The sequence below is a fragment of the Hoylesella nanceiensis DSM 19126 = JCM 15639 genome (assembly GCF_000379965.1).
Classification (GTDB): Bacteria; Bacteroidota; Bacteroidia; order Bacteroidales; family Bacteroidaceae; genus Prevotella; species Prevotella nanceiensis.
Genome location: NZ_KB904333.1, coordinates 172,030 through 185,658, shown reverse-complemented (window position 1 = coordinate 185,658; position 13,629 = coordinate 172,030). Strand labels below are relative to the sequence as shown.

The following is a 13,629-nucleotide window of genomic DNA, read 5'->3' as shown; positions in this document are numbered from 1 at the left end:
GTAGGGAGAGCGTATTTTCCCGCTCCTCTTTTATTATAAAGATCAATATGCGAAAGAAATATCTATTAGTCATTCTGTCATTTCTATCTCTTTCAATCAGCACTTTTGCGCAACGTAGGGTGAAAATAACAATTCGAGAGGCAGGAACTCAGCAACCATTATTGGGGGCTCACATCACTATTGCCCCTTATAAAGAACACCAAGACACTTTAATAGTTATTACCGATAAAGACGGAAAGGCGTTTATCAACTTAGAAAAGGAAAACGCTTCCTATTTTTATAAGGTGAATATGATGGACTATATGCCTGTTAGTGGCACGATTTTAGCTACTGAAAAAGAAGTGAATGTAGTGCTGAAAGAAGATGTTATGCATCTTAATGGAGTGGTAGTGACGGGTTCTCGCACCGAAAGACCAGTTAAGTTGTCGCCCATAACAACGCAAGTGTTGGGCGGAAAGGCACTTGTAGATGCTGGATATAGCGACTTACAACACGCATTACAACAAGAAACGCCAGGAATGAACATTCAAAAGGTGGGCTTTGGCAATGAAATATCGATGCAAGGGTTAGACGCTCGCCATGTATTATTTCTGCAAGATGGGGAAAGAATGACTGGAGATATGGCGGGAAACCTTGATTATGAACGCTTTAATCTGCATGCAATAGATCGAATAGAAATCGTAAAGGGAGCCAGTAGCACCCTTTATGGCAGCAGAGCGTCGGGTGCTGTCATCAATCTTATATCGAAAAAGACTCAAAAACCATTGGACATACAAGCGGGAGTGAGGTTTGCTCAAATGAATCAACGTAACTATAAGCAGCCAAACCCTAAGGATTTCCTCTATATGTTCGAGAAAAATAGCGACCGACCAAACCTCCAATCGTGGATATCCGCAGGCATAAAACAAGGTAAATTCACATCGCAAACAGATGTATGGTATAGCTCAAGCGATGCTTTTTACATGTATCAGTCGGATAAAGACAAAAAAGTTTATACCAAAGAGGCCAACCCTTTCTTACCTCACGACATCACTTTAACATCCATTGCGCCTCGTTCTCCGATGGGAATAGAGGGCACTGAGCACCTATCTGTGGCTCAAAAGCTTTATTATGAACCATCTAAAAGCCTCTCATTGCAGGCTTATGGCTCGATGTTCTTCATGAATTCGTATGATTTAATACAAGATATGACCTTCTCACAAAGCCGTGATTTTATGGCAGGTATAAAGCTAAAATATGACGTTAAGGATTGGTTTACAGTGAATTTGAGTCTACATGGTGACTTTTATGACCGCTTTAAGCGACACGAACGCATTGATGAAAGGAAGAATGTGTATAAAAGTAAGATCTTTGAACCACGTCTAACGCTCACCAGTAGCTATTTCACTGGACACAATATCATATTCGGTGTAGAGCATACTACAGATGAATTAACGAGCGATCGCTTTGTAAATAGGCGAATGACAACACGCTCTTTGCACGAAACAGAATACTTCTTGCAAGATGAATGGATTGTGAATAGCCATTGGATGCTCTCTTCTGGGGTGCGAACAAACTTCTCTAAGGCCTTTGGATTTATGTGGATGCCGAAGATTGCCATTAAATATGCGCCCGATAATCATTGGGCTTTGCGTGCAAACTACTCGATGGGATATCGTGCTCCCAGCATAAAAGAACTCTTCTTTAATTGGGATCACTTGGGAATGTTTCAGATTAAAGGAAGCGAAAACCTTCAATCTGAGAAGAATAACTATTTCTCTTTGGGCGCAGAATATAGCAAAGACCGATTCTTTATCAATGTGAATGCTTACGCAAACATATTTAATAAGAAGATAGAAGGCGTGTGGCGCATTTATGATATGCAGTATAACTTCGAGTATATCAATCTAAAAAGCCAGCGAATGTTAGGTGTTGAGGCGATAATGAAATGGAGATTAACAGACAATTTCATGCTTAATGCCACTTATAGCTATGTAAATGTGAGCAAACAGAATGGCATTCAGGTCAATACAACATCGCCTCACGCTGCAACAGGCAGTCTTGATTATACCTTAAATCGCCCTAATTACAGACTAAAAACCATCTTTAGCACCTCAATTATGGGCGAAAAGAAGTTTGATGTGCAAGATAGAGTGTGGGTAAAAGAGCATAATAAGAGCTATGATGCCTATTTTCGCTGCATACTTCCAACCTATGTGCTTTGCAATCTTGCTGTGGTTCAAACCTTTTATAATAAAGTTAAGCTCACAGTTGGTGTCGATAACATCTTCAATTATGTGCCACATACCTTAGGATCGGGCGTAACTATGTTCAATGTGCCTGCCACTTGTGGTGCAAGAGGATATGTACAAGTAGAATTTTTAGTAGAAGATATTCTTAAATCACTAAAGCATAAGAAATGAAAACCAATCTCTTTATATTCCTTTTTGCGCTTTTAAGCTCTTGTACAGACTATGATGCAGAGCCATTTACAGGCAAAGTGCTACCCCGAGTCACTGGTTATTCAACAGGCGTAACCAACGATTGGCTGTATATTAATTTGCGAACGGGAGAGATGTTCAATCGAAATAGGGTGAATGAAGATATTGTTGAAGGGGCACAAAAAGACCGATTAGATTGGGATATCGCCTTTTGTGGATATCGAATTCGCACCAATAGCGGTACATCGGGTAAAGGAAAGGGAGCAGCAATCGACCTTGGTTATGGCGAATACGATAAATGGAAGACTGTTTCTCAATTGCCATCTAATCCCAATTGGATAGTAGACGATAGCACAGTAACCATCACTATGTCTCGAAATGATTGGAATAAACACTTAATTACCAATCATCTAGACTTTCAACAAAACCCTTGGTTCGATCCAAATAGAGGTCCTGCTACAACCAAAACCAATGCGAATCCAGTCTTAGCCAATGCAATGAGCTTCACTGGACCGCCTCCTGTGTATGCACCTTCATTGCATACTTATGTCGTGCGCACAGCAAATGGAACGCAATACTTTAAAATTCAGATTATAAGTTGGTATAAAGCCGATGTCGAAATAGGCGATACAGGCGGACAGATAAGTTATTATTGTGACGAATTAAAATAACAATTATGGATACAAAAGAAAGTAAAAATTATTGGGGAAGAACCTTTGCGTCTTTCTTTTTAGTGTTGTTTGCCATGCCATTGGGGCACGCTTTAATGAAAATAATGGAGAAATACATGAGCGAAGGTACCATGCACGTGGCTGGATTTATGCTCGGTTTGGTGGGCTTAATAATGGTTATAGCTGGCGTTTTTGTTAAAGGTGACACCCGACAAACGCTTTGGGGACTCTTTGGTGGATTGCTTTTTTGGACAGGTTGGGTAGAGTTTCTTTTCCTCTATTATGCTCGTCGTTATGGTGTTCCACCCGAAATAGAAAACAATGTCGTCGTAACTAAACCCGAATACCTTATTATGCCTGCCTCATTTGGTATGTGGATGATGACAATGGTGATGTATGTGTTTAGTACAAAGAATGGATGTGACTTCATAACGTGGATTCAAAAGGTGTGTTTTAGAGACAAACGCAAGATAATTGTTACGCAACCCATGACCCGCCACACAAGTATTGTTACCTTTATGGAAATCAATATGATGCTTTGGGCGTTCTATTTGCTTTTGATGTTCTGCTATGATAAGCGTTTTTTAGGCGATCATCACCCTGTAACTTTCCTCGTTGGACTATCTTGTTTCATTGGTTCTGTGTTCATGTTTAAGCGAGAATTGAAACTAGCAGCATGGGGAAGTAACATTCGTATGGCTATTGCTACGGTGATAATCTTTTGGACTCCGGTTGAAATATTAGGCAGAATAAACTTCTTTCGTGAGTTTTGGGTGGAGCCAGAGAAATATAGTTTGCAGATGATTGCCATTTTAGTGGTGTTCTTAGGCTTAGGAGTTTATCTCTGGAAGAAAGGTGCTTCGAAGCGAAAGAAACCACAAGAAGGAGAAAATTAGTACTTTTATCCGTTCTTTACTCCTTTCATAAAGGAGCGTAAAGCGATGCTTATTTGTTTTTTACACCTTGTTCTTTCTTCTCTTTTTTATTCTATGAAGAGGGCAGATAGACGCTTGTGTGTAAGAGTTGCATCGTGATGGATAAGATAAAAGAACTTTCTTTTTATTCTTGTGCTTTGCCTTTGTTTTTCGGCATAGTAGCACTTGTGTTGCAAAAGCATTGACTTTGCGTTGCAAAAGGATTGATATTACACCCTAAAAGCATTGAGATTGGTTGGCAATTTCAATGCTTTTATTTTGATATAGCACGAGAGTGGAAAAGAAGATAGTGTGAGAAAGGATTGTAAGTGGAATATACTTGGAGGGTTGATGCTTAAAAAATGGAAAAATCTTTCTTCTCTTTTGTTTATCAATAGTCACTTCTTAAAGTTCTTTATAGGCGAGAATAATGTTGATAAAAGATGTGGGCAATTCGATTCTTATTTGTAACTTTGTCATTCCTGCATACATTTTACTCAGGTGTTTCGATGCGCTTGCAATGCAACTCACCTGTAAGTATGGCAGAACAAGAATAGATAGAATTCTCTGTTATTACGAAAATCAACCCAAACAATTCAAATAACTTCAATAGAAATGACCTCTTTAAAGAATTTATTGCAGACTTTACTGCCACTGAAACCCTATTCTAAGGGTTTTGCTAAGCCTGCTTTGGTGGCTTGTGCGCTATCTTTTTTTAGTGCATCTGGCTATGCACAAGACTTTAGAACCTTGCGAGATATAAAGGTAAACGATACTGCTCTCGACCTTTCTACAACCAATTGCAAGGTCATTCCACGCAATGCTATGCACTCACGTTATCGACTTCAGTCGCTCATCTTACCGCTACAACTCGACTCAGTGGGCACTCAAGCATTCTTTGCGTGCAAAAATATCGAAGGAACATTGCGCTTTCCTGCCACAACAAGGGTTGTAAGTGCAGCTGCATTCAATGGTTGTAGCAAGCTAACCGAGCTTTCGTTCGATGGCTCAACACGCTTAGGAGCCTTTGCTTTTGCCAATTGCCGTGGGCTACGTGTTGTACGTTTATCGGCAACTGTTCCACCTGTTTGCGCTGATAATGCTTTTGATGGAATCGATTTAAGTCGTGTTCAGCTTATAGTTCCTGCTCAATCACGCAAGGAATATCGCAAAGCTCAGGGCTGGAGACATTTCTTTGGAAAACAAGAAGTGGCGAATGTGTGTCGTCCAGAACAAATACTTGTACCTCGACCACTCACACTTGAGGTTTATTCTACCGATAAAGTAGATAAAAACTCAGATAAGAAAGCTAAGACAAACGCCCTTATTCCACTTCAATGGGCTAAGGTTGTGGGAGTAGAAGCACCTCAAGAATTGGCAAATGAGAAGATGCAAGCAGAACGAATACTTGGCGAACGCACTGTATTTGCTAAAGGACGTCGTGGTGTTGGACCTGTAGTTCGCCTTCAACTCGATGCTTCTCTCACCAATGATGAGGCTTATACCTTAGATATTTCAAATAAAGGAGTGGTGATTAAGGGTAAAACCGCAGCAGGAGTGTTCTGCGGTTTGATGACACTCGAGCAGCTTTGTATTGGTAATGGCGTTGCTGCTCGCTCGGTAGAGATACCTGCTTTGCACATAAAAGACCAGCCTCGCACTGCAATTCGTGAGCTAATGGTAGACCCAGTGCGCCATTTTATTCCCTTTGAAGACCTTAAAAGCTATGTAGTTGAAATGGCTCGCTACAAGTATAACGCCCTTCATTTGCACTTAGTAGACGACCAAGCATGGCGAATTGAAATCAAAAAATATCCCGAACTCATCGAAAAGGCTTCCGATCGCATTGGAATGGATGACATGCCAGCACGCATTAGCGGTTATTATACGCAAGAACAAATGCGTGAATTGGTGCAATTTGCTGCTAAATACCATGTAATGGTGATCCCAGAGGTTGAACTTCCAGGCCATGAAGTGGCTGCAATACATTGTTTTCCACAGCTTTCGTGTGCTAAAAAGCCTGTTCCTATTCGCCTAACTTGCGGAGTTAGCAACGATTTGCTTTGTCCTGCAGAGCCATTTGTGTACGAATTCTTTAATAATGTGTTGAAAGAATTGGCCGATATCTTCCCTGCTCCCTATGTACATCTAGGTGGTGACGAGGCAGGTCAGCCCCCATTGGGTGCTTGGAGCAATTGTTCTGCATGCACAGAGTTGAAGAAAAAGGAGGGATTTAAAGAGAATTGGCAGCTACAACAATATCTTTTCGACCGCATTATTCATCAACTTAAGTTGTTAGGAAAGAAGCCAATGTATTGGTATGAGCAAGAATTTAAGACCATTCAGCCTGGTTGTGTGGTGTATGCGTGGCGACATGGGTTGACAAAAACAGCCATAGATGCTGCTGTTCGCAATAATGTTCAGATTATGCTTTGCCCTGGTGAGCATTGTTATCTCGACTATCCCGAGCAAAAAGGCGACATGCCCGAAGTGAATTGGGGTATGCCTGTGACCTCATTGGAACAGACTTACAAGCTAGATCCTGCTTGGGGACAAGACGATAACTTTGTTCGTAACACCTTATTGGGCGTTAGTGGAACGCTATGGGGTGAGAGTATTAACTCTACTGAGCGTCTTTTCTATCAAACATTCCCACGTGCTGCGGCTCTTGCAGAAGCGGGTTGGAGTATGCCCGAGCGTCGAAATTACACCGATTTCCTTCGCCGTATGAAGCCATTAACCGACGATATGTTGCGTAGAGGCATTGCAGTAAATGCTAAATAAAGGAGGATAAGGGTAGAGATGCTTATCATAAAGTTTCTAATAACTTTTGTAAAAGGACGGAATAAGGGTGAATTGAGAAGATAAAAACATTGTTCGAGGTATCAACAGCATCATTCAAAAATGCAATAGGGTTCTCGTTTCAAGTATTCTTCATCGCCTTTCTATTTCAACTTAAAAGCATCTGTAATGTGATAATTATATTATGATGAAATAAAAGGATTGAATTTGCATTGCATTTTCAATCCTTTTACGTTGTAATAGCACTGCTTTTACACCCCAATCTCACTGCTTTTATAACGAAGGTGCTACTCTATCGAAGAATAAAGAGATTGAGAGTGGAGGATAAGGGGAGAATAACTTCGTTCTGAAGGGGGTGAAAATAGCTTTTAATTCATGATTATTATCTCCTTATTTCATCTTTAAAAGTCATCTTATAATTCTCCTTTTCATTAAATAAATGCTCGCTTTGTCACTTGGCGGTGAAGTGTTTGTATTCTAAGGCGAATACTTTTGTTTTATGATAGCAATTTATATGAAAACATTTGTGTATCTTGTTTTTTTTTACGAATATTGCAAAAGCATATTATAAGACTATTGAAAGTCGGATTAACTAAAAACAAATCTATGAAGAAAATATTACTGAGCCTGCTTTTTATGGCTGTAAGTTGCATGACTTATGCACAACATTTTATTACAGATGCTAACTTTAGACAGAAAGTAGAAAAGGCTTTTCAGACTAAAATGAACGTTATTGGCAAGAAGTTCTATAACACAAAGGGACTAAAAGTGTCTCCTGAAGAGGAAGAAGCATTGCATTTCTTATACGCTTACATGCCAGTAGCCGACGCAACAGATTATCCTACGTCTTATCATCTTAACAATATACGAACAGCTTTGCGCACAAAGCAAACCATGTCGTGGGGAAAAACAGTGCCAGAGTTGCTCTTTAGGCACTTTGTTCTGCCCATGCGTGTGAACAATGAGCCTCTTGATAGCTCTCGTGTAATATTCTATCGTGAGCTAAGCGAAAGGGTAAAAGGTCTTTCTATGAAAGATGCTATACTCGAAGTGAACCACTGGTGTCACGAAAGAGTTACCTATGAGCCTTCGGATGCACGCACCTCTTCGCCTCTACAATCAATAAAAACAGGACGTGGACGCTGTGGAGAAGAAAGCACATTTACCGTTGCTGCGCTTCGTTCTATTGGCATTCCAGCTCGCCAAGTCTATACTCCTCGATGGGCACATACCGACGATAACCATGCATGGGTTGAGGCTTGGGCAGACGGAAAGTGGTATTTTTTAGGCGCATGTGAGCCCGAACCAGTTCTCAATCTCGCTTGGTTTAACGAGCCAGCATCACGTGCAATGTTGATGCATACACGTGCTTTTGGAGATTATGAGGGTCCTGAAGAAGTGATGTTGCGCACTAATAACTTCACAGAAATCAATCTAATTGATAATTATGGCAGTACATCACGAATCGATTTCAAGGTTATCGACAAGGCAGGAAAGCCCGTTGATTATGCCAGAGTGGATTTTAAAATTTATAATTATGCCGAGTTCTTTACTGCAGTATCAAAGTACACCGAACCCGATGGCTCTACTTTCCTTTCTGCAGGAAAGGGAGATTTGATTGTATGGGCATCGAAAGACAATCAGTTTGGTTATGCTAAAGCATCTTTTGGAAAGGATAAATTCATCACAATAAAACTCGATTATAACGAAAATAATGTACCTAAAGAGGCTAATCTTGACATTGTTCCACCTCGTCAAATTGCCTCTTTACCAGCTGTAACAAAGGCTCAAAGAGAGGAAAATAATCGTCGTTTTGCATACGAAGACTCTATTCGTCACGCTTATATTGCAACCTTTCCAACCGAAGAGTCGATGAAAAATTATCGATATAGTGCTGCAATACCTTATATAATAAAGGCAAGAGGCAATTGGAAAGTAATTCAAGCGTTTGTTGAAAAATATGCCGATAAGCAAGAAAGAGCAATTAATTTACTCCAAACATTGAGCGATAAAGACCTCCGTGACATGCCTATGGAGATCTTAGAAGATCACATGAATGCAAAGAGTAATCAGCTTTCACCACGTATTGAGAGTGAAATGATACTCAAACCATTTAAAAAGTTCTTTGAAAAGGCATTTGCAAAGGAGGCTGTAAGTTTTAGAAAGAATCCTGCTTTGTTGGTAGATTGGATTAGAAAGAATATTCGAATGAATCCTGATACTCGTGCTATGCGTATTCCACAGACCCCAATAAGTGTGTGGGAGAGTAGGGTTACAGACAGCAGAAGTCGTAATATTTTCTTCGTAGATGTAGCTCGTAGCTTAGATATAGAGGCTCGAATGGATCCTGTTACAGGTAAAATTCAATATCGACAAAATGGAAATTGGGTGGATGTTGACTTTGAAACAGTGGAGCAACATACCGCAAAAACAGGTAAATTGGTGTTGACTTTTACTCCTGATGGATTCCTTGATGATCCTAAATATTATAGCCATTTCACTATAAGTAAAATTGTTTATGGCCAGACCTGGATGATGAATTTCGACGAAGGACAGGTAGATATGGGCGGAGGATCAACATGGTCGAATACCTTTAAAAATGGTGCTACCCTTGATGAGGGTACCTATATCCTTGTAACAGGTCAGCGTATGGCTGATGGTAGCGTTCTTGCTCATACCACGTTCTTCAAGATTGAGCCTGGAAAAACAACCACACTTCCGCTCGAAGTACGCCAAGAAAGCGAAGGAGTGAAGGTTATTGGTAGCTTTAATAGTGAGGACTTATTCGATAAAGACGGTCAAAGTGTGTCGATATTAAGCCAAACAGGAAGAGGATATTATGTGTTAGGAGTATTAGGAATTGGTCAAGAACCAACCAATCACGCCCTACATGATATTGAAAAGATGAAAGAAAAGCTCGATAAATGGGGTCGTCCTTTTGTCTTACTCTTTAAGAATGAGGCAGAAGCAAAGAAGTTCCAAGCACAAAAAGGCGAGTTCCCTAATCTCCCAAACAATACTATTTTTGGTATAGATAAGGACGGATTGATTCAACAAGAGATTGTAAGAGAAATGAAATTGCACAACACTGAGCAGTTACCCATATTCATTATTGCCGATACCTTCAATCGTATTGTGTTCTTATCTCAAGGTTATACCATTGGATTGGGCGAGCAATTGGTTAAAACAAGCAGTAAACTATAAAGCATGAATCGTAGAGATTTTGAGATAGAAATATGTGCTAACAGTGTTGAAAGCTGTTTAGAAGCACAGAAAGGTGGGGCAGATCGTGTTGAACTTTGTATGGGAATACCCGAAGGTGGCACCACTCCTTCGTACGGAGAGATAAAGATGTCGAGGCAAGTTTTGAACGAAACACGTCTACATGTCATCATTCGTAATCGTGGAGGCGACTTTCTTTACACCCAACAAGAGCTTCAACGTATGGCAATGGATATCGACCTTTGTCGTGAATTAGGCGTAGATGGGGTTGTGTTTGGTTGTTTAACGGCTGAAGGAGACATCGATGTGGAAGCCAATCAATATCTAATGTCGCATGCAAAAGGTATGAGTACAACCTTTCATCGTGCCTTTGATCGTTGTAAAGAGCCTGAGAAAGCATTGGAACAGCTTATCTCTCTAGGCTTTGATAGAGTTCTTACATCTGGTCAACAGCCCACTGCTGAGCTCGGAATACCCTTACTTCGTCGTCTAGAAGAATTGTCAAAAGGGCGCATAAGGATTATGGCTGGCTGTGGAGTGAATGAAAAGAACATCGCACATATTCATCAAGAAGCGTCTGTTCGTGCCTTCCATTTCTCTGCTCGTGAGCCCTATTCAAGTCTAATGACATATTCCAACCCCTCCGTTTACATGGGAGCTGAGGGCGCAGACGAAGATACTATCATGCTAACAACAGAGCGCAGAGTGAGCAACACGATAGCGGCTTTGATGGAGAAGGAGTGATTGGATGATAGATATCTTTATAGGATAATCTCTATAAGGATAAAAAATACAAATTATTAGCAAAGACAATTTATTTCTTTGTGCTTGAATTTGCAACCTGAAAAGCTTCTAATAGCTGAGTTTTTGTTAGCTGATAAATGAAAAAGACCTATTATTTAGAACTAGAAGAGGGTGTCTAAATAACAGGTCTTTATTTTATTCTTCCACTATTTATGATGTAATATAATCTCATTCGTCACAAAGTTAAATAAAAGAAACGTGTTTTGTGCCATTGATATGAAAAACTTTCGTTTCAAAACACTTTTATATTGCTTTTGTTTAGCAGCCTATTAAAATATTTAGAAGGAAGAGATGTTGGATAGAAAAGATATTAATGATGAGGAAAAAATAAATAAGAGAGATGTATGAGGAAACAAACAAAAATCTCAGAGCTATAGAACTCCTTTGCAATATCGCTGCTTTTACATTGTAAAAGGAATGCTATTGAAAGGTAAAGTCACTGCTTTTAGGGTATAAAAACAGTGACTTTATAAGGCGTTGATAGTAAGATAGTTGTGTGATAAAATGGGAAGTGCGTTATGATGGTGTGTTTTATCTCCTATTCTTTCCCTCTTTTAACTCTCCTATTGCTTGTTCAATATAGAGAATAAGCGGAGGAGGGGAGGGCTTTTTCTACACATATTGTTTGCAGTTGCAGTGGTTTATACTAGTTATTCTTCTTATAACTCAACACAGCCCAGCCACTCATAACTAGCGATATGCCAACTAATGCAAATACTTGGTGGGCAATATTACTGAAATTACCACCTCGAATAAATACCGTACGCATGGCTTCGATAAAGTAACTCACGGGATTTATGTAGGTAGTGAGATAGGCAAACGGCGGCATAGAACGTGTGGGAGTGAATAAGCCAGATAGCAAAAGCAATATAACAACGAAGAACCACATCACAAATATGGCTTGTTGCATGTTGTCGGAGTAGTTCGAAATGATGAGTCCGAACGACGAAAAGAACAGCGCAAGCAGCATTGCAAGCAAGTAGATGAGTGCAACATTGCCCACAGGGGTTATGCCATACACACCCCAAGCCAATGCAAGACAAATGGTTATGATGAAGAATGCGATGATCCAATAGGGTATAAGCTTCGAAAGTATGAATGTTCCTTTACCTACTGGCGTTACATTTATCTGCTCAATCGTTCCCTTTTCTTTTTCACTAACAATGTTAAGTGTTGGTAAAAAGCCCGTTACCATCATTATCAACATAGCAAAAAGAGCAGGAATCATAAAGAGTTTGAAGTTGAGATGCTTGTTATAGAGATATAACGTGGATATTTTTGATTGAATTGCAGATGCTGTTGGAATGGCATTCGCAGACACTATTTGAGAAAGATAGCCTGCTCCCATTGCTCCTTTTATGCCATTTATGGCGTTAGCTGCAATGAGTACTTGTGGCATTTTGCCTTGTGTTAGATTTCGGCTATAATGCTGTGGTATAACGATAGCAATGTCTGCTTTAGAACGTTCGATGTTATCGAGAGCTTTAGAGTAGGTTGGTTGCTGACCATGAAAGATAAAATATTTACTTGCTTCTATTTCATGTACCAGCTGTTGCGACTGAGTTGAGCGGTCGTTATCAACAACATCTACCACAATATTCTTTACTTCCATGTTCATAATCCATGGCATTACGCACATAAGCATGATGGGATAGAAAAAGATAAGCCGTGGAAGAAACGGGTCTCTACGTATTTGTGTGAACTCTTTTCGTAAAAGATACTTTATAGTCATGGCTTTTATTCTAATCGTTTGTTAAACTTAGCGAGTGAAAGAATTAGCAATGTTGCGAACATTCCTATAAGCACTATCACTTCATAGTATATTTGTTCTATTCCAACTCCCATAATCATCAGCTTACGCATGGCGCTAATATAGTAGCGAGTTGGTACAACTGCCGACACATATTGCAATATTTTGGGCATCGATTCAATGGGAAACATCATTCCAGAAAGCATTATGATGGGCGTCATTAATACCATTGCCGATATGAGTAGTGCCATTAATTGGGTCTTTGCAATGGTAGAAACGAGTAAACCGAGCGACAAAGCTAAGAGGATATATATTGTTGATACAAAGAAAATCCAAAACAAAGAGCCTTGTATGGGCACGTTTAATACAAATGTTGCCATAAGAAGTATTACAATTAGGATAACAAAAGCAAGTACTAAGTATGGAATTACTTTGGCAACGACAATCATTAAAGGACGTATGGGAGATACAAGAAGCACCTCCATTGTGCCTTTCTCTTTTTCTCGCACAATTGAAATAGACGTCATCATGGCGCAAACCAGCATCAACAACGTGCCCATAATGGCAGGAACAAAGTTGTAGGCAGATTTCATTTGTGGATTATATAGCAACTTTGTATTTACTATATCATTTTCATAATTATTGATTACGGCATTGGCATAGGTTGTCCATTGCTGCGCCATGTTAGGGTCTGTGGCATCAATCATAAGCTGATAGCCAGACTTTCGGCTTGCAAAGTCTTGAGCAAACACCACTGCTATATCTGCTTTTTGTGCACGAATAACTTGCTCAGCCTCTGCAGGTGTGTCGACAACCTTTGTTATTTTGAAGTATTCTGATGCGGCTAAGCGATTGACAACCTGTTGAGTTGCATAGTCAGAGTTGCTCGTAACGATAACAACTCGTATATTTTTAACATCGTTAGTGACGGCAAAGCCAAATAGAAGCATCATAACTATCGGCATTCCGAATAGCATTAGCATTGTACGTTTATCACGAACAATGTGCTTAGTCTCTTTGATAATAAATGAAAAGAATTGCTTCAT

The 13,629-nt window shown here is 39.9% G+C and carries 8 protein-coding genes; 6 read left to right on the top strand and 2 right to left on the bottom strand.

The features are described 5' to 3' along the window. Window positions 1–47 precede the first annotated feature (47 nt). The 6 genes from A3GM_RS0109660 to A3GM_RS0109635 all read left to right on the top strand — a co-directional run bounded on the left by A3GM_RS0109660 (window position 48) and on the right by A3GM_RS0109635 (window position 10,773). Window positions 48–2,402, top strand: coding sequence for a TonB-dependent receptor (locus A3GM_RS0109660; RefSeq protein WP_018363166.1), 2,355 nt, complete (start codon window positions 48–50; stop codon window positions 2,400–2,402). Next, entirely contained in the window at window positions 2,399–3,091 is a 693-nt protein-coding gene (locus A3GM_RS0109655; protein ID WP_018363165.1) for an HmuY family protein, read from the top strand. Before A3GM_RS0109660 ends, A3GM_RS0109655 begins: the two co-directional genes overlap by 4 nt. Before the next feature lie 5 nt (window positions 3,092–3,096). Continuing rightward, entirely contained in the window at window positions 3,097–3,987 is an 891-nt protein-coding gene (locus A3GM_RS0109650) for a hypothetical protein (protein WP_018363164.1), read from the top strand. Between the two features lie 633 nt (window positions 3,988–4,620). Further along, window positions 4,621–6,789 (top strand): family 20 glycosylhydrolase, encoded by a 2,169-nt coding sequence (locus A3GM_RS0109645; protein ID WP_018363163.1) that lies wholly within the window; start codon window positions 4,621–4,623, stop codon window positions 6,787–6,789. A gap of 624 nt (window positions 6,790–7,413) precedes the next feature. After that, the gene (locus A3GM_RS0109640; RefSeq protein ID WP_025830174.1) at window positions 7,414–10,011 is read left to right on the top strand and encodes a transglutaminase family protein; all 2,598 of its coding nucleotides are present in this window, start codon (window positions 7,414–7,416) and stop codon (window positions 10,009–10,011) included. Between the two features lie 3 nt (window positions 10,012–10,014). Next, window positions 10,015–10,773: a copper homeostasis protein CutC gene (locus A3GM_RS0109635; protein WP_018363161.1), complete on the top strand. Its 759-nt coding sequence runs from the start codon at window positions 10,015–10,017 to the stop codon at window positions 10,771–10,773. A gap of 706 nt (window positions 10,774–11,479) precedes the next feature. Here A3GM_RS0109635 and A3GM_RS0109630 read toward each other — a convergent pair. Next, a complete protein-coding gene (locus A3GM_RS0109630; RefSeq protein ID WP_018363160.1) occupies window positions 11,480–12,565 on the bottom strand; it encodes an ABC transporter permease in 1,086 nt (361 codons plus the stop codon). A gap of 5 nt (window positions 12,566–12,570) precedes the next feature. Beyond that, a complete protein-coding gene (locus tag A3GM_RS0109625; protein ID WP_018363159.1) occupies window positions 12,571–13,629 on the bottom strand; it encodes an ABC transporter permease in 1,059 nt (352 codons plus the stop codon).